Annotated in this window: 21 protein-coding genes; 10 read left to right on the forward strand and 11 right to left on the reverse strand. The window is 50.2% G+C overall.

The window, feature by feature from the left end; genetic code table 11:
* Both ACO1NT_RS00810 and ACO1NT_RS00815 read right to left on the reverse strand, forming a co-directional pair.
* A partial coding sequence (locus ACO1NT_RS00810) for a LysM peptidoglycan-binding domain-containing protein (RefSeq protein ID WP_449046425.1) occupies window positions 1–755 on the reverse strand: 755 nt, incomplete at its 3' end.
* An 18-nt stretch (window positions 756–773) separates the two neighbouring features.
* Complete coding sequence (locus tag ACO1NT_RS00815) at window positions 774–1529, reverse strand: DUF4905 domain-containing protein (protein ID WP_449046426.1); 756 nt, start codon at window positions 1527–1529, stop codon at window positions 774–776.
* A 41-nt stretch (window positions 1530–1570) separates the two neighbouring features.
* On the opposite strand from ACO1NT_RS00815, the gene ACO1NT_RS00820 reads away from it, so the two are divergent.
* Window positions 1571–2905: an NfeD family protein gene (locus ACO1NT_RS00820; protein WP_449046427.1), complete on the forward strand. Its 1335-nt coding sequence runs from the start codon at window positions 1571–1573 to the stop codon at window positions 2903–2905.
* A 62-nt stretch (window positions 2906–2967) separates the two neighbouring features.
* Window positions 2968–3441, forward strand: a complete 474-nt coding sequence (locus ACO1NT_RS00825) for a Dps family protein (protein ID WP_449046428.1) — start codon at window positions 2968–2970, stop codon at window positions 3439–3441.
* Window positions 3442–3529: 88 nt separating this feature from the next.
* On the opposite strand, the gene ACO1NT_RS00830 is transcribed toward ACO1NT_RS00825, so the two are convergent.
* Both ACO1NT_RS00830 and ACO1NT_RS00835 read right to left on the reverse strand, forming a co-directional pair.
* Window positions 3530–5086 carry an OmpP1/FadL family transporter gene (locus tag ACO1NT_RS00830; RefSeq protein ID WP_449046429.1) on the reverse strand — a complete coding sequence of 519 codons (1557 nt, stop codon included), beginning with the start codon at window positions 5084–5086 and terminating at the stop codon, window positions 3530–3532.
* 109 nt (window positions 5087–5195) lie between these two features.
* Window positions 5196–6326, reverse strand: a complete 1131-nt coding sequence (locus ACO1NT_RS00835) for a hypothetical protein (RefSeq protein ID WP_449046430.1) — start codon at window positions 6324–6326, stop codon at window positions 5196–5198.
* Window positions 6327–6565: 239 nt separating this feature from the next.
* Between ACO1NT_RS00835 and proS the strand changes: the two genes are divergently transcribed.
* The 5 genes from proS (at window position 6566) to ACO1NT_RS00860 (ending at window position 11692) form a co-directional block, all read left to right on the forward strand.
* Window positions 6566–8038: a proline--tRNA ligase gene (proS, locus tag ACO1NT_RS00840; protein WP_449046431.1), complete on the forward strand. Its 1473-nt coding sequence runs from the start codon at window positions 6566–6568 to the stop codon at window positions 8036–8038.
* A 43-nt stretch (window positions 8039–8081) separates the two neighbouring features.
* Window positions 8082–8870, forward strand: a complete 789-nt coding sequence (locus tag ACO1NT_RS00845; protein WP_449046432.1) for a GDP-L-fucose synthase — start codon at window positions 8082–8084, stop codon at window positions 8868–8870.
* A gap of 141 nt (window positions 8871–9011) precedes the next feature.
* Window positions 9012–10163 (forward strand): cystathionine gamma-synthase, encoded by a 1152-nt coding sequence (locus ACO1NT_RS00850; RefSeq protein WP_449046434.1) that lies wholly within the window; start codon window positions 9012–9014, stop codon window positions 10161–10163.
* Between the two features lie 32 nt (window positions 10164–10195).
* Window positions 10196–11065: a TIGR02757 family protein gene (locus ACO1NT_RS00855; RefSeq protein WP_449046435.1), complete on the forward strand. Its 870-nt coding sequence runs from the start codon at window positions 10196–10198 to the stop codon at window positions 11063–11065.
* A gap of 21 nt (window positions 11066–11086) precedes the next feature.
* Window positions 11087–11692: a TlpA family protein disulfide reductase gene (locus ACO1NT_RS00860; protein WP_449046437.1), complete on the forward strand. Its 606-nt coding sequence runs from the start codon at window positions 11087–11089 to the stop codon at window positions 11690–11692.
* Between the two features lie 6 nt (window positions 11693–11698).
* Here the strand turns inward: ACO1NT_RS00860 and ACO1NT_RS00865 are convergent, their stop codons facing one another.
* A complete protein-coding gene (locus tag ACO1NT_RS00865) occupies window positions 11699–11842 on the reverse strand; it encodes a hypothetical protein (protein WP_449046438.1) in 144 nt (47 codons plus the stop codon).
* Between the two features lie 180 nt (window positions 11843–12022).
* Between ACO1NT_RS00865 and ACO1NT_RS00870 the strand changes: the two genes are divergently transcribed.
* The 3 genes from ACO1NT_RS00870 to ACO1NT_RS00880 all read left to right on the forward strand — a co-directional run bounded on the left by ACO1NT_RS00870 (window position 12023) and on the right by ACO1NT_RS00880 (window position 14296).
* Window positions 12023–13138, forward strand: coding sequence for a M42 family metallopeptidase (locus tag ACO1NT_RS00870; protein WP_449046439.1), 1116 nt, complete (start codon window positions 12023–12025; stop codon window positions 13136–13138).
* A gap of 23 nt (window positions 13139–13161) precedes the next feature.
* The gene (locus tag ACO1NT_RS00875) at window positions 13162–13899 is read left to right on the forward strand and encodes a YoaK family protein (RefSeq protein WP_449046440.1); all 738 of its coding nucleotides are present in this window, start codon (window positions 13162–13164) and stop codon (window positions 13897–13899) included.
* An 88-nt stretch (window positions 13900–13987) separates the two neighbouring features.
* Complete coding sequence (locus ACO1NT_RS00880; protein ID WP_449046441.1) at window positions 13988–14296, forward strand: DUF3467 domain-containing protein; 309 nt, start codon at window positions 13988–13990, stop codon at window positions 14294–14296.
* A 1-nt stretch (window position 14297) separates the two neighbouring features.
* Here ACO1NT_RS00880 and ACO1NT_RS00885 read toward each other — a convergent pair whose 3' ends face one another.
* The 6 genes from ACO1NT_RS00885 to ACO1NT_RS00910 form a co-directional block, all read right to left on the reverse strand.
* Complete coding sequence (locus ACO1NT_RS00885; protein ID WP_449046442.1) at window positions 14298–14453, reverse strand: DUF5670 family protein; 156 nt, start codon at window positions 14451–14453, stop codon at window positions 14298–14300.
* Window positions 14454–14540: 87 nt separating this feature from the next.
* Window positions 14541–15164, reverse strand: a complete 624-nt coding sequence (locus tag ACO1NT_RS00890; protein WP_449046444.1) for a response regulator — start codon at window positions 15162–15164, stop codon at window positions 14541–14543.
* Between the two features lie 36 nt (window positions 15165–15200).
* Window positions 15201–17252, reverse strand: coding sequence for an ATP-binding protein (locus ACO1NT_RS00895; protein WP_449046445.1), 2052 nt, complete (start codon window positions 17250–17252; stop codon window positions 15201–15203).
* A 61-nt stretch (window positions 17253–17313) separates the two neighbouring features.
* Entirely contained in the window at window positions 17314–18642 is a 1329-nt protein-coding gene (locus ACO1NT_RS00900; RefSeq protein ID WP_449046446.1) for a hypothetical protein, read from the reverse strand.
* Entirely contained in the window at window positions 18643–19260 is a 618-nt protein-coding gene (locus ACO1NT_RS00905) for a hypothetical protein (protein WP_449046447.1), read from the reverse strand.
* 7 nt (window positions 19261–19267) lie between these two features.
* Window positions 19268–19729, reverse strand: a complete 462-nt coding sequence (locus ACO1NT_RS00910; protein ID WP_449046448.1) for a hypothetical protein — start codon at window positions 19727–19729, stop codon at window positions 19268–19270.
* Between the last annotated feature and the right edge of the window lie 188 nt (window positions 19730–19917).

The following is a 19917-nucleotide window of genomic DNA, read 5'->3' on the forward strand; positions in this document are numbered from 1 at the left end:
GTACGCCGTGTCATGGGGTTGGTGATCTTGATCACTGTGCCCACCGGTGCCGTCTTATGCAGCGCCAACATACTGCCGCCGTCTTGGTTGAGATCGTCTATCCACACGCCCATACCTTTTTCGGTCATCTCCCGTATCCCATATTTGTTGGCAGGTATTTCGAGTTCGGCCCCCTGGCCAGCCGTGTCGGCATCATGCACGATGATTTCATTCACGGTAGGGGCCGGCGGCGGCAGTTCCTTGTTCGGTACCTTCAGGATAGCCCCTGCTTTTACCGCTTCGTTCGCCAGTCCGTTTGCACGCTTGATGCTTTCGACGGAGATGATGAAACGTTTGGATATGGTATATAGGGTCTCGCCCTTGCCCACCTTATAGGCGGTATACTCACCTTCGGCCAATACGGGTATCGGCTCGGTTTGCTGCGTGACCGTATCACCGGTGGCAGCGGTCGTTGTGGGCATATCCACCGTTTCTTGCGGGATCCGCACGGTATCACCGATTTTCAGTGCTTTGTTTTGGTTTGCAGCGATGATATCTTTTACCGGTACCTGGTAGCGGCGGCTTAGGCCATAATATGTTTCTTTGGCCTCCAGCTCATGGATAATGATTTTCCTTCCGTTTTGGAACTCCACGCCGATCGAATCCGGGGCAGACCACGCCGCTTTTGCGGACAAGCTGCAACAGCCCACAAAAGAGGCCACTAAAAAAAAAGACGCACGGTATAGATAGGGGAGGTATGTTTGTTTGATGCTCATGTTAAAATTCTGTTGCAATTATACTAAATACGAAACAATTTCCCGTTTATTATCGCCGATTATGAAAACCTGTTGTCCGATCATAAAGAATAATTCGGGTGCCATCTTGGCCAGACCCGTAAGGACGATCGGGTCGGCCAATACCATTAAGTTATCGGTGATAACCAACCGTATCCGGAATGCCTGCTGTATGGCTTCATGGAACCCCCAAAGTCGCTTTTGGCCGATTTGGCAATAAAACACGTCGCCATGGATAGGATAACCGGCCAAATAACGGGGGATTCCGTGCTCATACCGTTGAGGTATGACGATGTCGGCCACGGGTGGTTTAGCGGCCGTTTTGTTAAATGTTGTTAAATTTCCGGAGGTGGCATCGAAGTACTGCTCATACCCTCCCGCAAAGTTACGATGCCGCACGGTATGCTGCCGGGTGCCTACACGCACCAATACGTAGTTGAACTGTTCCCACAGGATATCTCCGTGGTCGATATCGATACAAGCGACGCCCGCCCCATTCGGGTCGTTCTGCCCCAAGGCCTTCAACACGAGGGTACGGCCGGTGATGCCAGCCATCGCCCAGTTGCGGTCTCCATAGGGTTTTTCATCGATAAACAGGGTGCCCGTTTGGTAGTCGAACGCAGAAAATGATGGGTGGCCCGTTTCCCGATCACGCGTTTCGATGGCGAGTAGACCGTTGGCTGTGTCGGCTTCGATACGCCATACCACCCCTAAAAAACTTTTCTTGAATACGGTTTTTAGTGTATATTTATCCATGCGCTATCGTTGGCCACAAAAATATAATGATTTTGAATGATATGCATAAGAAAATACGACTTGTTACCATCTGTTTGATATTGGCCGCATTTGCGGCACAGGCACAACATGTTTATCGGTTTGATATCAAGGAAGATATAGGCCCGGGTGCATGGCGGCAGGTGAAAAATGCTTACAGCAAAGCGGAAGAAGCGAAGGTAGACCTGGTGCTCATCGAGATGAATACATTCGGCGGAATGGTGAATTTTGCGGATTCGATCCGTAGCCGGATATTGGATTCACCGTTGGAAACGGTGGTTTTCATTAACCACAATGCGGCATCCGCGGGAGCACTGATTTCATTGGCCTCAGACCGGATCTATATGAGTAAAGGGTCGAGCATCGGCGCTGCAAGCGTAGTGGACCAGACAGGCCAGTTAATGCCCGAGAAGCACCAATCGTACATGCGCGGACTGATGCGGGCGACGGCGGAGGCGAAGGGCCGTGATCCGAAAATAGCCGAAGCGTTTGTGGACGGCGATGTGGATTTGCCCGACATCAAGCCTGCGGGAAAGATACTTACCCTCACTTCGGCAGAGGCCGTGGAGATTGGGTTGGCTGAAGCGGAGGCCTCGACCGTGGCCGACGTATTGGCGGCGGAAGGGCTAAGCTCCTCCCGTATAACTACCCATCAGGTAACTACGATTGACCGGATCATTGCGTTTCTCATCAACCCTGCCGTTAGTGGGATACTTATCCTCCTGATCATTGGGGGCATTTATTTCGAAATGCAAACACCGGGAATCGGGTTTGCGCTGATTGTGGCGATTGTGGCGGCGGCGCTGTTCTTCGCGCCCCTTTATATCCAGGGGTTGGCCGACAACTGGGAAATCGCCCTGTTCGTAATCGGTATTGTGTTGGTCCTGTTGGAACTATTCATTATTCCCGGCTTCGGGGTAGCCGGCATATTGGGCATCATCTGTTTGGTATGCGGATTGGCTTTCAGCATGGTGGTAAACGATTATTTCGACTTCTCAATTGCGGAACCGGGCATGCTTTTCAATTCGTTCCTGTTAGTGATTGCTTCGATGGTTGTGGCCACCGTCTTGATGGTTATTTTTGGCAAAAGCTTACTGAACACACGGGCATTCAAACGCCTAGTGCTTCAAGATGAGCAACGGTCGGCAGCGGGCTATACCTCCTCTAAAATGAATTTGGAAATGGTGGATAAGGAAGGGGTGGCCAAAACGGTACTCCGCCCATCGGGCAAGGTGGAAATTGAAGGTAAGTGGTATGATGCCGTAGCATTGGACGGTTTCATCGATATCGGGGAAACCATTTACGTGGAGAAGCATGAAAACTATAATCTATTTGTCAGAAAAAAACGGACTTCATAACGTTCCCGTAAACTTTTTGTAGTTTTCGATGTTTTACCAACAGACTATAAAAATTCGAAATCATGAATCCAAAAGCAATCAGTTTAGAAGAAAAAAAGCTAAGGCCCGTTGTTGACCACTTAAATGATTTGTTAGCGAATTACCATATCCATTACCAGAAGTTGAGGGGATGCCACTGGAATGTGCGCGGTAATCATTTCTTTACGTTGCATGCGAAGTTTGAGGAATTGTATACCAATGCGTTGACAACCATCGATGAACTCGCTGAGCGTATCCTGACCCTTGGGAAAGCGCCGTTCAGTACGTTTAAGGATTACGTGAAGAACGCCGATATCGAAGAGGTGGAAACCATCGGTATGAAAGATATCGACATGGTAAAGGCCATCATCGACGATCTGGAGGCGTTGATAGCCATGCAGCGCGATCTGCTGGAAATCACTTCAGAAGCGGAAGACGAAGGTACGAACGACATGGTAAATGCGTTTATGCAATTCAATGAGAAACAGAATTGGATGCTCCGGGCATTTGTGAAATAGGAACAGTGAAGCGAAGCGCGTTTCGGTGTAAGCGAAAAAGGCGGCTACTGGATGCAGTAGCCGCCTTTTTTATGGGTGCAATGTGTGCTTAAAACTTGAATCCCAACGTGAGGAACACGCTGTTGCGCGAATTGCTGATGTCGGCCACTGGACTATAGTGTTCATTGGCGTCATCGAGCAAGTACACCTGCCAGCCGTATTTCTGCGTGAAATTCTGATAGGCCAGATCGATGTAGACGTTATTTATCCGATATCCGATACCGGCGGATACTTGCTGCGTCGTCGATTCGAAATCGCTATACGGGCTGCCGGTGTGGCCATACCCCGCCCGTAAAAGGAATGCGGGTGCAACAAGGTACTCCCCACCAACCCGGATGTTGACGGCACTGGTGTAGCTGTCGCGTATTTGTTCGTTCATGGCATTATCGGTGTTCGAATTGACGGATGAGAACGTCATGCTGGCGTAATCGACATATTCCACATCGGCACTGATGAGCCCTTGCCCGAACAAGGCGGCGATGCCGCCGTTGATGCGGTAGGGGGTACGCAGGTTGTAGTCGTAATATGTGGGTTCGCCCTCGCTGGGGAAGTCTTCTGTAGAACCATCGGTAAGGTAGTTGGTAACACCGAAATAGTCTTCATAGTCATTAGTCAATTTATACCACGTTGGCGTCGTCGCTGTGACACCGATTTGGAGGAAATGTACCGGTTTATAAATGAGGCCTACCTTGGCGTTGAAGCCATTGCCGGTAGTCGTGGACCAATATTCGTTATCGTATTCGTATTCGGACTCAAGGAGTGGATTATAGACGTCGTAATCGCTGTTCGTGGGGTCAACGAAACGTGAACCGGGATTCATGCTGAAAATATAGCCGTAATCCTCCAGGGATCCATCTTCCATATATAGGTAATTTACATCGTTATTGACATGCGTGAAAGCGATGCTTGCGCCGAAGTAAAGCATGTTGCTGTAATTCGCTCCAAAAGAGACATTGGTTTCCGACTGGAATCCCTTTTCGCGGTTCGTTACGGTTTGGATGTTGTCCAACGTGGTCATGGCCACATAGTCATAATCCCCGTCGACCGGCCGCTCGTCGATCAAGCCGGCATTCCAGCCGAAATCGCCGTACACATTCCCGGTTTCATAGGCTTCATAGGCCATGAAGTCCGCGATGCTGCTTTCGGGGTTAACGCCGGTGAACCCCACGGTGGTGTTGAAGTTATTGGTCTTGTTGTACCCAACGCCGATATTGAAATTGAGCCATCCGGAAGCAAGGTTGCTTCCCCGTGCCCGGCGTGCCGGGATATGGAAAACAGCGCCGAGTTGATTAAGGCCCAATTTATCGACACTATATTGGCTGTTGGTGCCGAAATAGCCCGTTTTGTTGAGGTCATTGGCGTAATCGAACGTTATACCGAGGTCCGACTGCCCGAAAAAGCCGAGCCCTGCGGGGTTGCCCGAGATGGAACTCAGATCACCCCCAAGGGCCGTCTGTGCGTTTCCCAGCCCTTTAAACCGGGCGGTGGCGCCCCGTTCGGGTTGTGAAAAACGGAGCACATCCTGTAGGTATTGCCCCTTTGCGGTGATGCAAAGCATGCTTAACAGCAGTGCGGATAACGTGATTTTTTTGATGTACATATTCATGGTTGGTGTCGATTACGCTCACAAGGAAGGCCAACCAAATGAATTTCCGGGAATCAACCCCTGTAGGAAATGGATTCAGTTGGCCTTCGGAATTACAATTTCTTATGGATTAGCCCCGGCCACCCCGGCCGCCTCTGCTACTACTGCCACTACTTCCCCGGCTGCTACCGCTAGAGCCGGATGACCGCGATGGCGGCGATACGGACGATCCGCGGGAACTGCTTCCGGACGATCGCGGCGCCACGCTGCTCGGCCGTGAAGGGCGCGATGGCCGGGCACTGCTGCTTGGCCGCGATGAACTGGGCCGCGCAGGCCGCGCGCTGCTTCCAGACGGACGCCTGGTGGACGATGGTCGTACACTCGACGGCCGACGGGTATTGCCCGATGGCCTGACAGCCTGACTTGATGGACGGCGTGAGGTACCGCTACGTATGCCTTCGGTATCGCGCGAGCCGCGTGTGGTGCCCGACCGAACGGTACCGCGTGTGCTGGTACGTACACCCGGGGTTGCCGTGCCGCGTGTCGCTACCGTACGGGTAGAGATGCGTCCGTTGGCATCGCGCGATATCGCCGTGCGCGTACTGGTGCGCGCGGTAGTACGCGAGCCCATGCGGTCGCGTGATGAGGTACGGGTAGCCATGTGGCGGTTGTTGACGACGACGACGCCGGGATAATAGCCGTAACCATACCCACCATAACCGCCCCAGCCCCAGCGATTGTACGCATATGGGCCCCAATAGCCGTGGCCATAATAAGGAGACCCCCAGCCCCAGTAACCACCGTAATAGGGATTATACCAGCTGCTGCCCCAACCGAGGCTCCAGCCACCCCAACCCCAACCGAGGCCAAACCCACTGCCATAGCCGTACCACGAATTGAAGCCATACCATGGGTCGAACCAGGGGTCGTAATAACTCATGCCCGGTGAATTGTAATAGAAACGGTTTATACGGTTGGCATATTCGCTGTCATTGTATTCATCGGCATAATAGTCGTTGCCATATCCATCGTCCGTATAATCATCGGCATAGTAGCCACCGTCGGCATACTGCCCGTCTTGTGCGGTGGCTTCGCCTTCGTCATAATAATAATCCGGGCTTTGGTAATTTACTTCCCTCGCCTGGGCATCATTATTATAGACATCATCACGGAAAGCTACTTGCCGAGAGGTGCTACAAGCACCGAACGCGAGCAAGCTTATCAAAGCTATCGTGCTGATATTTAATCTACTGGCTTTCATTTTTACTATCCTTTCCTTTGGTTAAGCCCATGCTTTTACTAAATGGACTAAGTTTTAGGCAATTGGTTTAATTGCCGTATGATTTTTTTATTCGATAATTTGACAAAAGCTAATACCTTTGCTAAGCGAAATTCAGACGCGTGTCCAATCCGCAAACTTAGCTAAATTTATCGGTTTTCCTCGGCCGGTGATAGGCGTTTTTTAGAGGAATTGTTACAGTAATTTCACAGAAATCAACGATGAGCAAAGGAATCACGAGCCGCGAAACAGACTATTCCCAATGGTACAATGAACTGGTGACAAAAGCCGATCTTGCCGAACATTCGGCGGTACGCGGTTGCATGGTTATCAAACCCTACGGTTACGCCATATGGGAGAAGATGCAAGCCGCGCTAGACCAGATGTTTAAAGATACAGGCCATAGCAACGCTTATTTCCCGTTATTTATCCCAAAATCTTTCTTTTCCAAAGAAGCGTCACACGTGGAAGGCTTTGCTACCGAATGTGCCGTCGTTACCCATTACCGACTGAAGAACGACGGCAATGGGCAGATTGTGGTCGACGAAACGGCCAAATTGGAAGAGGAGCTCATTGTACGGCCCACATCGGAAACCATTATCTGGAATACCTACCGTGGATGGATCGAGTCGTACCGCGACTTGCCGATCTTGGTAAACCAATGGGCCAATGTGGTGCGGTGGGAGATGCGCACGCGCTTGTTCCTCCGCACGGCCGAGTTCCTTTGGCAAGAAGGGCATACGGCCCATGCGACCGAAGGGGAAGCGGTGGCCGAGGCAAACAAGATGCTGGAAGTATATGCCGATTTTGCGGAGAACTGGATGGCGTTGCCGGTGGTGCGCGGGCGCAAAAGTGAAAACGAGCGGTTTGCCGGTGCGTTGGATACGTTGTGTATCGAAGCACTGATGCAGGATGGGAAAGCTCTCCAAGCAGGTACTTCACACTTTCTGGGGCAAAATTTCGCCAAGGCATTCGACGTGAAATTCACATCGAAAGAGGGTAAGCTGGATTACGTATGGGCGACCTCCTGGGGCGTATCCACGCGTATGCTCGGTGCGCTGATCATGGCGCACTCCGATGACCAGGGGCTGGTACTGCCCCCGCAATTGGCCCCCATCCAAGTGGTTATCGTACCGATTTATAAGCAAGACGCCGAGCGGAAGGTGATCGGCGAGCTGGCGGATACCCTCATCGCGGAACTGAAGGCCAAAGGTATATCGGTCAAATACGACGACCGGGATACGCAGCGCCCTGGTTTCAAGTTCGCTGAATGGGAGCTGAAGGGGGTGCCGGTGCGTATTGCGGTGGGTACCCGCGACATGCAGAACGGTACGGTGGAGCTGGCGCGGCGAGACAAACAAACGAAGGAGACGGTACCCCAGGCCGGCCTCGCCCAGCGGGTGGAGCAGCTTCTGGCCGATATCCAACGCGATATCTATGCGAAAGCATTGGCTTTCCGTGAATCGCATACGGTGGAAGTCGATACCTATGACGAGTTCAAAGCGGTATTGGATGGCCCCGGCGGATTCGTGTCTGCCCACTGGGATGGCACCGCAGAAACCGAGCAGCTTATCAAAGAAGAAACCAAAGCGACCATCCGCTGCATACCACTGAATAACAAAATGGAAGCGGGGGTGTGTATCCGTACGGGGAAGCCGTCGGCGCAGCGCGTCCTGTTTGCGAAAGCGTATTAACCTGAGTTTGATTATTAGCGAGTTGGCTTATCGAGCATAGCGCATGGATATACTGATTGTAGGTTGTGGATGGGTGGGTACGTACATGGCTACCGCATTGGTGAGCACCGGGCATCGGATATGGGCAACCTGCACAACGGCAGAAAAGGCCGATCGGTTGGAAGCATTGGGACTGGCGGCTGCTGTTGTCGATTTCGATAGGGGGGGAGTATTCCCTGAATGGGGGCAAAAGACATTCGATGCCGTTATTGTCAGCGTGCCCATCACGCGTAAGGAAAGTACCGAAACCATCCATCACCGTTTCGCCGGGTTGGTTACTTTCCTAGGACAGCTATCTTTCAACCAATCATTCTTTTTTGGCTCGGTAGGTATCTACCCTAAGGTGAGTGGTACGATTACCGAGACGACTTTCGCGGCCGCTGAATTGGAGCCGAAGCTGCTTTCGGGAGAGACCATGCTCCGTACAGCATACCCGAACCTGAACGTGCTCCGGCTGGGTGGACTGTTCGGGTTTGAGCGGGTGATGGCGAAGCATTTTGCCGGCAAGGTATGCGAAATAGGCTACCAAACGGCTAATTTCGTCCATGTGGTGGATATCCACGGTATTGTCATGGCAATGATGGCCGCGGGTTTGCAGGGAAAAACCTACAATGTCGTATGTCCCGAGCATCCGCTGAAAAAGGACGTGATTGCCGCATCTGCGGTAAAATATGGGTATGATATGCCGATAACCTTTTCCGACGCGGACCGAACTGCTAAGGTGGTATCGCCGGTACAACTGATAGCCGATTTGGACTACCGGTTTGAATACCGTTCGCCCCTGGAGTTCTAACGGCTGACCCGTCTTTAGCCTCATTTGCAAATTGATGGCAATTATGTACTTTTGTATGATGGAGACACTAATTGTTGAACCACAGAACAAAAGGTAGCCACCTAACTACTTACTTTACTTCAACTGAAAATTCTTGATATCATGGGATATAAATTTGCAACCAAGGCTATTCATGCAGGGCAACAGCCCGACCCTACCACCGGTGCGGTGATGACGCCGATTTACCAGACATCAACCTACTGGCAGGCCGCACCGGGCCAGCACCAAGGGTACGAGTATTCGCGCGGCACGAACCCTACCCGCAAGGCATTGGAAGACTGCCTGGCGGCCCTCGAGAATGGTAGCTACGGATTGGCGTTTTCAAGCGGCATGGCCGCCACCGAAACCGTACTTAAGCTGCTTAAGCCGGGTGATGAAGTGATCACCGGCGACGATCTCTACGGTGGATCCTACCGGATTTTCACGAAAGTGTTCGAGAAATACGGCATCAAGTTCCATTTTGTGGATACGGCCGAGCCGGAACGCATTGCCGAGCGGATCAATGGAAACACCCGATTGATTTGGGTAGAGACGCCGACGAACCCCACGTTGAAGCTGGCCGATATCGAAGCGATCAGTCGCGTCGCCAAAAGGGCGGGCGTCCTCTTCGCCGTGGATAATACGTTTGCATCGCCTTACCTGCAGAACCCGTTGGATTTAGGTGCCGACATCGTGATGCATTCGGTCACCAAATACATTGCCGGGCACTCCGATGTGGTGATGGGCGCGCTGGTGGTGGATGACAAGGCGCTTTATGACCAGCTGTTTTTTTACTACAATGCATGTGGGGGAACTCCGGGCCCGCTGGATAGTTTTTTGGTGTTGCGGGGTATCAAAACCTTGCATCTCCGCATGAAAGCGCACTGCGAGAACGGCCGCAAAGTGGCCGAGTACCTGAAAACTCATCCCAACGTGTCGAAAATCTACTGGCCCGGATTCGAAGATCATGCCGGCCACGCCGTTGCCAAGAAGCAGATGCGTGATTTCGGCGGAATGGTTTCCATCGTGTTGAAAGATGCAGGGCTCCAGGACACTTTCAAGGTCGCGTCTTCGTTCAAGGTGTTCACATTGGCCGAGTCTCTGGGTGGCGTCGAATCGTTAATCAACCATCCCGCTTCCATGACACATGGTTCGATACCGAAAGAAATACGGGAACGGGTAGGGGTGGTCGATAACCTCATCCGAATCAGTGTAGGGGTAGAGGATATCGACGATTTGCTGGCCGACTTGGAGCAGGCACTCGCCGGGATTTGATGCGCTGATTTATCAATTTGGAATTTAAAGGTGTGGATGATTCGCTAAAAGATTTCCTAGACCGGAAGGTGGATGAATATAACCGCGCGGGGTTTATCGACAATGACCCGATATGCATCCCCCATCGGTTTACCCGAAAGCAAGACATCGAGGTCATGGCATTCTTCGCTGCGGTGTTGGCGTGGGGCCAGCGGAAGACCATCATCAATAAATGCACCGAGCTTATCGATCGCATGGACGGCGCGCCTTACGATTTCGTAAAGGGCCATGAAGAAAGTGACCTCAAGCAATTAGTGGGATTCAAACATCGCACATTTAACGATACCGACCTGTTGTATTTCGTGCATTTTTTCCATACGCATTATAATCGCTACCATTCATTGGAAACCGCTTTCGTGCCGCTGGAGGCACAATCCGCGTTCAGAACCGAGTATATGGATTTCGCCACCGGCTCCGGAAGCACAGCACTTTCCTCGCCGGCATGTTATCTCGGTGAGTTGCATGGCACTGGTAACGCATTGGATGTGGCCTCGGCATTGAACCATTTCCGTACATACTTTTTCAGCTTACCTGCGTACCCGGTGCGTACCCGCAAACACATCAGTTCACCGGCTGCCAATTCGGCCTGTAAGCGGTTGAACATGTTTTTGCGGTGGATGGTACGACGGGACGACCGTGGTGTCGACTTCGGTTTGTGGCACCAGTTCACGCCGTCTAGCTTGATTTGCCCCTGTGATGTACATGTGGAGCGTGTAGCGCGTAAGCTGGGCTTGATTGAGCGGGCGCAATCCGACTGGAAGACCGCATGTGAGTTGACGGATAACCTTCGGTTATTGGATGCCGATGATCCGGTAAAATATGACTTTGCCTTGTTTGGTTTGGGGGTAGAGGGCGAATTGTAGTTTGTGCATCATTTGTTTGATATGAAGAAGATCAAGATTTCAACCATTGTATCTATCCTGCTAGGGGTGTTTGTTATTGTCTTGGTTTTCAGTCCGGAGACCAAGGCTTGGGCGATCCGGGGGCTCATGAAGGTGGGTTTGTTTCAGCTCGATTTGGAGCGGGTTGAATCACCCACGGGCGACGTTCAGACCGATAAGCAGGCGGCTGGCCGGGCGAGCCCATCAGTATTTTTTCTAGATGGGTCGGGAAAACGCATCGATGCCGCCAATCAGCCCGGCAAGGTGGTGTTTATCAATTTCTGGGCAACGTGGTGCCCACCTTGTATTGCTGAGATGCCATCTATCGGCAGGCTTTACGAACAATTCAGAGATAATGACGATGTCATTTTCCTCATGGTTGATGTAGATAACCAATATGAGAAATCGGTGAAATTTATGGACGACCGTAACCTGGACCTGCCGGTTCATGTACCTGCCAACGGGATTCCAAGGCATTGGCTGGATGGCACTATTCCCACCACCATCATACTGGATAAGCAAGGCAAAATAGCCACCCGGCATGAGGGAACGGCCGATTACAGCCGGCCGGAAGTGGCTGACTTCATCCAGGCGCTGCTCGTCCGGTGAGGATGGTTAAAGGGAATGGATGAGTGCCCAATATCGGAAGCCCAAAACCGCTTGTTGAACCTTCGTTAGTTTCGCAGGGTCCTTGCCCGTATATTTAGGCAGGATGAGGTTATTTATTTTGACGAGCAATTTGAACAATCCTTTCTTCATGGCAAGTACGTTCTATTTCACGGGGGCATTTCACCGGAAGCCTTCGATAGCGGCAATTATTTCGTAAGTTTGCGCATCGTTGGTGGTATTTACGGATATCGTCAAACTTAGATAAAGTTATTCCGATATGCAAGCGGCAATCGTGCAGCAAACAATCGCAAATTGATAGTGTACAATAACATGGCCAAAACGAAGAAAGAAGAAAAAAAGCATATTCCCGTCGTCACGCCGACCTCCCTCCGGTTTTTTGAAGCGTATATCAATAATCCTTCGCCTACAGGTTTCGAATGGAGCGGGCAGCGGTTATGGTTGGACTACCTGAAGCCGTATGTTGACGAAACGTTTACCGACCATTACGGCACCGCGGTTGCGGTCATCAATCCCAAGGCAGCATTCAAGGTAGTCATTGAAGCCCATGCCGACGAGATTTCGTGGTTTGTGAATTACATCACCAAAGATGGTTTGATTTACGTAATCCGTAACGGTGGGTCGGATCACCAAATCGCACCATCGAAACGGGTCAATATCCATACAGACAAGGGAGTAGTGAAAGCGGTTTTTGGCTGGCCGGCTATACACACCCGGTCAGGTGAAAAGGAAGAGCATCCCACGTTGAAGAATATTTTTCTGGATTGCGGTTGCACCAGCAAGGAAGAGGTAGAGGAGCTGGGAATCCACGTGGGCTGCGTGGTGACCTATGAAGATGAATTTATGGTGCTGAACGACCGCTACTATGTCGGGCGTGCGCTCGATAACAGAGCGGGTGGATTTATAGTGGCCGAAGTGGCACGTTTGCTGAAGGAGAAAAAAAAGAAATTGCCTTTCGGTTTGTATATCGTCAATTCTGTGCAGGAGGAGATTGGGCTGCGTGGTGCTGAAATGATTGCCCAACGCATTAAACCCAACCTGGCCGTGGTCACTGATGTCACGCATGATACGCAAACGCCCATGATCAACAAGGTAACGCAAGGTGACCTTGCCTGTGGCAAAGGACCAGTGGTTTCTTATGCACCTTCTGTACAGATAAATTTCAATAAATTATTGATAGATACGGCTTTAAAAAAGGGTATTCCATTCCAGCGGCAAGCCTCGTCCCGGTGGACGGGTACCGATACCGATGCATTTGCGTATTCGAATGAGGGGGTGCCGTCGGTATTGATTTCATTGCCCCTGCGGTACATGCATACAACCGTTGAGATGATCCACAAGGAGGATGTAGACAATGTAATCCGTTTGATTTACGAGACCCTACTGGTGATCGAATCAGGGCAGGATTTCAGGACATTCGCATATTAACGTAGAATATTTGTTGATGGTATATGCTGCGTCATACGGGCCAAAGGCGTACTTATAGACACAACCTTCGTCTGGCGGTGTTGCTTTGCTTGGTTGCTGGCTTTGTAAATGCAGCGGGGCTATTGGCATTTTCGATACTTACGACAAATATAACGGGTCATGCTGCTACGTTGGCCATTGATTTGGGCAAAGGCGATATGGCGGGGGTAGCTGTCGCATCGGGTTGGTTGTGCCTTTTCCTTGGGGGCGCTATTTTTTCCGGCTGCTACACCAGTTTCATGGGTAAACATAAACGATACGCATATACGGTGCCTTTGTTTATCGAATTCAGTATTCTTTTAGTAATTGCTTTTCAAGACGATTCATCTGTTTTTGCTGCTATCGGGGATAACTATATTGCCGGTAGTTTATTGTTCGTGATGGGCATGCAGAATGCGTTGGTGACCGTAATTTCCAGATCGGTCGTCCGCACCACCCATTTAACCGGGATTATGACAGATTTTGGCCTTTCTATTTCAGATGCTATACAGACACGCTTTCGGTTGACCAAGGGATTGAGACAGCGGTTGATCTTGCAAGCCAATATCATCCTGTTTTTTCTGATTGGAGGTGTTTTTGGAGCATTTGTCTTTCAACGGTACCTGTATAACGCTTTTATGGTACCGGCGGGTATTATTGCGGGCACCATATTTTTTGATGCATTCCGAAGGGGCTATTTACGGATCAGACACCATTACTTCCGTGTTCGTCGATTGCATTAGGATTTACACCGGATTCGCTTGTTTCGCTTTGCCGGTTCTTGATCTTTGATGTATATTTGACGAAAATTTATTCTAAAAAGGTTGGATTATGGCGGACAAGAAAGAAAATCAACTGAATATCGAGCTGGCTGAAGATGTAGCGGAAGGAACCTATTCGAACTTAGCGATCATCACACATTCCAATACGGAATTTGTTCTTGATTTCATCCGTGTCATGCCCGGCATTCCCAAAGCGAAAGTGAAGTCACGTATCATCCTCACACCTGAGCACGCGAAACGACTACTGCATGCGCTGGAAGATAATGTAGCAAAATATGAAGCTACAAACGGCCAAATAGACACGCGGGACGAACCGCCGTTTCCGATGAATTTCGGGGGGCCGACAGCCCAAGCCTAATTCATGTTTTCGATGGTCTGTTAAATATCGCCATGATAAACGCGATGGCTGCCAACACGACGACGATGTTGAATAGACCTTTGAGTGCATAGAAAAAAATGCCGATTCCCCAACCGATCAAAAGGATAACGGCTAGGATAAAGAGGAAGCTTCTCATATTTCTTTTTTTAATAAGACAACAGCGGGTGGCCCATTTTGTTTCTTTCCACACCCCGTCGCAATCCAATCGCGTGGATTATCGCGCTTAAATGAGGCTATATTCGATAGCCAGTCTAACCACCATCGGCATATTGTTGGCGCCGAACTTTTCCATCAGGTTTTTACGGTGCGATTCTACCGTGTGGTTACTGATGAACAGCTTATCAGCGATCTGCGTACTCGTGTACCCTTCGGCTATCAGGGCAAGGACTTCTTTTTCCCTACGGGAGATAATCGGCACGGCAGCGGGACCCAACTCATCGTTGTTGTCATTGATTTCGCGGGTTTGGTGGCACAGATAAATTTCACCGGACACAACGCGGTGGATGGCTTCAATGATTTCTTCTCCGGCGGAGTTCTTTAGTAAGTACCCGTTTACTTTGTTGTTGAGTACGCTTCTGATAACCGCCTTTTCATTGTGGACACTGAGCACAATAATCAATAAATTCGGATATGATTCGCGTAACTGCCTGCTGAGATCGATGCCGCTATAATCGGGTAAGTTGATATCCAGCAGTAGCACACGGGGGACGTACTGTTTCAGTGCTTCCAACGTGTCAGTAGCCGTCGTGAAGACCCCCTTAAGAATGAAATCGTCTTGTGACTCGATGAGGTTTTTTAGCCCGCCCAATACGATTGGGTGGTCGTCTGTGATGTATATTTCTATCATGGTACCTTCGCTTGTATGTATTATTGATATCCTGTTTTAGATAGGGAAGTTCAGCTCCACGGTTGTTCCGGTGCCGGGTGTGCTATTGATATTTATCTGGCCGTTCAAGAAGGCCACACGGGCTTCTACGTTAGCTAATCCCGAACCGCCCTTTTGTCGAACGTCGTGGATGTCGAATCCTATGCCGTCGTCTTCGATGGTCAATGAGAGGCTGTTTTCTTCCTGCCGCAATTCCACGAGTATATGCCTCGACTGGGCATACTTCACGGCGTTATTTATGAGTTCTTGGGCCACGCGGTATACGACGACCTGTTTGTTTTTCACAAGGTTATTTCGGTAATTGAATGTTTGGAAGGTGATGTTGACGCCCGATCGCTTCAGCGACTGGCAAAATTCCCTGATGGCTTCGTCGAGCCCGTATTTAAGCAATAATTCGGGCATCATATTCCGGGCAATGCGGCGCAGTTCGTTCACCGCTTGGTCGATGCGGGTAAGGGCATTGTTGATGAGGGTGTGCGCTGGGCTAATTCCGGCACTGATGATACCGCCCGACAGTTCGATTTTTATGCCTGAAAGCAGGCCGCCCAAGCCGTCGTGCAAATCCCGAGCTATACGCGTCCGTTCTTTTTCCTGGCCATCTATCATTGCCGACAACAGGGATATTTTGTGCTCCTGCCGGATGCGGTTGAGTTCCAGTTCGTGGAGGTACCGTTGTTGTACAAGTGCCTTGGAGCGTTGGCGATAGGCGATGAATAAAAATATCAGGGCAATAAAAATAGCTGCCGAAAGCAATATATATATCGTGTTCAGGTTTTTACGGTGGTTTACCTGTGCCTCCAGCAAAAGTAGTTTCTGTTCTCTCACTTCCGAGGCATATTTGGCTTCCAATTCTTTGGCCAGGGCCATTTTTTCATTGTCGAACCGAGCTTTGTAATATTCCAGGTACGTCTTATAATGCTGTAGGGCAGCTTTGTAATCGCCTTTCCGCTCACTGACCGTAGCAAGCGATTCCATAATTCGCGCTAAAACGGCGATATCGGGCATTTCTTCCTTTTGGATATACCGTGCAGCTTGGTTGAGGTAGTTTTCCGCATCGTTCCACCGATTTTGCCGCTGTGCGTATTCATACATGATACCGTAGGCACCCGAAACGACGGTATATTGCTTGGTTTTCAAGCCTTCCTTTACTGCGATTTCCAAATATCGTTTGGCGCTGTCTTGATAGCTAAGCGGGTAGAACTCTGAATATAGGTTGGCCATGCCGAGGGCGTTGAAAGGTCGCTGGGACTGCACCGTTATCCGGTCGCCCGAAGTGGAAAATATGGCAACGGAAGATCGGTAGTAATGGTTTGCTGAGTCGAGCATCGCTCGGTTCGTAGCGTCGTTACGGTATTGGGCTTCGAAGGTATGGGCCAGTGAATATAGGGCAGATGCCAATGCATCCGGACTGCCGGATTTGCGGGCATGCGCCAACTCCAGGCGCGCATATTTCTCCATATTTTTATAATCACCCCAATCGCCGTAGGTGCTATATAGTTCGGAATAGATGGATGATTTAACAGCATCATCCGCAGGGTCTGCGCTTTGGTCATAAAATTTCAGCGCATCGATATAGCTTTCCACCGCTTCGGTAGAGTTGTTATTGCGTTTTTCCAACCATCCTTTTGCATATCGTACATACCCGTTAATGCTTACGCTATGGTTGTTTTCCATTGCCTTTAGCGCCGAGGCGATTGCTTCATCCGCTGCGTCGGGCTGCCCCAGTATACGAAGTTGCATGGCCTGTATGGCCAATGTTTTGGCGAGGTATTGTTTGTCCCTTAGCGTGTGCGCCAGTTGCAAGGCTTCTTCCAATAAGCTGTCGGCCCGCTCTTTTTCGCCATTAAAGTAGCAATGGGCGGCTAAGCGGCCCATTGTGAAAACGCGTTCGCCGGGCGGCAAACCGGCTTCGTTCAACACGTTTTCGAGGGAATCTTTTTTGGCATCTTGGGCAACAGCGTTGGGAGAATGAAGCCAAATGATCAATAGCGGGGCGACGATGGCGAAGAAACGGCTGGTCTTTTTCAATAAGGTGCTGTGTTTTATCATAACTACTGCAAATTAATGCATTTAATCCGTTTAAGTAAACTCCCCGAAAACAGGGATTCTGTCAGTTTTCTACGATAATATCCAGCACGTTGTTCCGTTCGAAATCGGTATTTAACCGAAAGGTTTTCTTCTGTCCATCCGCAATAATGCTTAGCGCTGCCGTATTGGGCGGTATTTTCCCGAGATTCCGGGCACTGAATACGATGTGGTTATTTCCCGGCTTCAACGTAATTCCGAAACGCTTGGTTTTTTTGGTTACCGCTTCCTGGCCTACCACAAGTGCATCATTGACTTCAATCGATATGACGTCGCCGTCCTCGACTTGGTCGTCCCAGATTTCCAGTTCTATTTTTTGGGTGGCGATTCGCCACTTTCCGATCTGTACATCGCGGCGTCCGGAAGCATGCACGCTACCATGTGCGGTGGTTGGTTTTGGCCTGGTTTGTGTCTCTGGCGGACCTGTTGGTGGTTTGTACTGAAAGCGGGCAACGATAACCGTGGCATAAGCATTCGCTCGATGACTGAAGTCGAAGGAGAAAAGCTGTGCATCGTTACCGGTCGTACCGATGATGAAGTTTGCGGTATTGGGAGGCAACGTACCATAATTTTCGGCAAAGAACGCGATGTAATTCTCGCCTGTATCCAGCGTCAGTTGATCCAGCTTGACCGCTTGTTCGATGGGTAAGCCGTCTATCAGTACCCGGCCATTTTGCACGATGGTTACCGTATCCTGGTCATAGTGCTCCTCATCATGCACGGAAAATTCCAGTGCCGATGTATCGGTGGGGATGGGGTCATAAATGCCATAGAAAATCGAATCGGAGTATATGAGTTGGTCCTGGAGGGGGAATTGCTGCGGGGCAGTATCGGTTTGACGCAGCAGGATGTCTTCGCGGTACAGGAAATTGCGGATATATGTTTTTGTATTGGTGTAAACTTCATTGTCATACAATCCACTCATGAAAATCCCCATCCGGTCTATCCAATGGCGGCTTAAGCTTAATTGGGCGCCGGTACCGGTCGGCCGATAATCCAAGGTTCCGTTGAGGTACATCATCCACGGGCCAAGGGCGAAGGGCTGTTCGTTGACGGGCACTTTATTCCGACCCACACCCAACTGGTGTTCATTCTTTTTAACCAAAAGAAACTTATATACCCCGGTAAAATCACCGTAGGTTAACGACAACCGGGCGGGGTAGAGCATATCTGCCACGGGCCTTGCCAGCTGTAACTCCATGTGTATGGGAGGGATATGCGGCCAAGGTTGGTATTGCATCTCCCAGATGCCCGACCATTTGTCACTTTGTTGGGCATTAACGGATACTACGAAGGCAACCAACCAGATCGTGCCAAGGTATCGGTGTATGAACCTACATAGGTTTGCTACCATCTACTTACGGTTGAATGACGCTACCGAACCATCGCGGTGGAAGTAGATTTGCCATAACTCACGCGTACCGTCGATGTGGTTGGGATACCATTGCGTCGTGCCATAACGGATGATAAGGTAGACATGGTCGGTAGGATTTGCGCCGATGACTGTTCCCGCTTTTTCGTTGTAATTTCGTACGATGGTGGCCACCGTACGGAACGGCACGCTGTCTAATGCCACAAGTTTACCCCGCAAATCATCGCTAACCGAACGCTGAACAGGGGAAGGGCCATTCCACCTGCCGTTCTCATAACTATAAGCGTCTATATATTCCGGATTTTCAGGGTGTTGTAATTTCGCATTGATTCGGCCGTCGTCGTAGAAGTGGATATCACCATATAGATAGATGGGATGTCCGCCGTATTGTGGTAGTGCCCTGAGTATTTGTTCCGCCTGTATAAGCGCTTGTTCATCGGCAACAAACCCGGTTATGCCTTCGTTGGCGCCGCTTGATACCAACTGTTCTTCCGGCAGCGTATTGAACGTATCTTTTATACTTTGCGATACGTGCCGGCATGCGGTTAAGAACAGGGTGACGCCTGCGATCATTGTATAGATGTGAATTCGTGGATTCATATCCTTATCAAGTATCACCGAGGTCAGCCGCAAACGCTACCGTCTGCGGCTGATCGGCCAAGTAAAAAATAGGGATGGTTTCACTGCGGACAATGTCCATCGCTAATAAACTAACAATCTTTTTAAAGCTGGCACGGTGGGTAGTACCGTTTGCATCTTCATATTCCAGCTCAAATCGCACTTGTGGCTGTTCGTTGATATAGGTGCCGGTTTGGGTGGCCCCTAATAGCCGTGCTTCGGCTCTATAACCACAATATTTCAGCCGCAGCAAATCGCTTTGATCGGAGAATAGCCCGCTGAGTCCGCCGCTGAAAAGCCACCGCGTTCCCCATAAGGTTATCGGACAGATCACCAACGGATGGTAGTACGTGAGGAACCGCCAACCCGTGCCGCGGTGCTCATACCGGTAGCTAAACACATAATAGCCTGCCACGGCCCCCACTAGTAGTAGCCATCCCAGGAATGCCACAATACGTTGTGTTTGTTTCACTTGAAATGTGGAGCCATCGATGGCTATATAATTCCCCCCGAAAACAGGACAGCAGTTTAAGTTAGATTTTTAGATTAAATTTGTTGTATTATGAGTAGGCGAAAGTTCACATCAGCTTTCAAGACGAAGGTAGTATTGGAAGCTTTATCGGAGCGTGTGACGATCCA

This window comes from Parapedobacter sp. (assembly GCF_053550995.1).